We start from the raw sequence: 896 nt of genomic DNA on the forward strand, positions 1-896 counted from the left end.
AGGTACTTGGCGGCGTTGTCCTTGGTGATGGTCTCGGAGGACAGGGTGATGGACTGCGGGACCTGGGTCTCGACCAGGTCGGACATGCCCTTGCCCTGCGCGATCAACCGCGCCAGCTTGATCGCCGAAGAGGCCATCGTCGGGGAGTAGGTGACGGTCGCCTGCAACACGCTCGTGCCGGACTGGATCTCCCGCATCGCGTTGGCCGATCCCGCTCCGCCGACCATGAAGAACTCGCTGCGGCCGGCCTCCTTGATCGCGGCCAGCACCCCGATGCCCTGGTCGTCGTCGTGGTTCCAGATCGCGTCGATCTTCTTGTGCGCCTGCAGCAGGTTCGCCGCGACCTCGGTCCCCGACTCCACCGTGAACTGCGCGTCCTGCTGCGCCGTCACACTGAACCCGTAGGTCTTCAACGCATCGGCGAAGCCCTTGCTGCGGTCCTGGGTCAACGGCAACGTCGCGATGCCCTGGATCTCCAGGATCACCGGCGAGGCCACGCCCTTGGTCTTGAGCTGGTCGCCGATGTAGTGCCCGGCCGCGACGCCCATGCCGTAGTTGTCGCCGCCGATCCAGGTCCGGTAGGACAACTTGTCCGGGAAGACCCGGTCCAAGTTGATGACCGGGATACCCGCGTCCATCGCCGCCCGCGCGACCTGGTTCAGCTGCTGACCGTCGTTCGGCAAGATCACCAACGCGTTGACCTTCGCCTGGATCAGCGACTCCACCGCCGAGATCTGCTGGTTGATGTCGTTGGTCGGCTCGACCGGCTTGAACGTCACATCCGAGAACTGCCCCGCCGCCGTCTGAGCGTTCTTCGCGATCGCCGCGATCCACCCATGGTCAGCGGCCGGAGCCGAGAACCCGATCGTGACCTGCGTACCCGGAGCGTCGTTACC

The 896-nt window shown here is 65.6% G+C and carries 1 protein-coding gene; it reads right to left on the bottom strand.

Annotation, left to right across the window (positions count from 1 at the left end; all coding sequences use genetic code 11):
* Positions 1 to 896, bottom strand: an 896-nt coding sequence (locus Pph01_RS42495; RefSeq protein WP_204078948.1) for an ABC transporter substrate-binding protein, incomplete at both ends; no start/stop codon positions are given.

This window comes from Planotetraspora phitsanulokensis (genome assembly GCF_016863295.1).
In the GTDB taxonomy this organism is placed as follows: Bacteria; Actinomycetota; Actinomycetes; order Streptosporangiales; family Streptosporangiaceae; genus Planotetraspora; species Planotetraspora phitsanulokensis.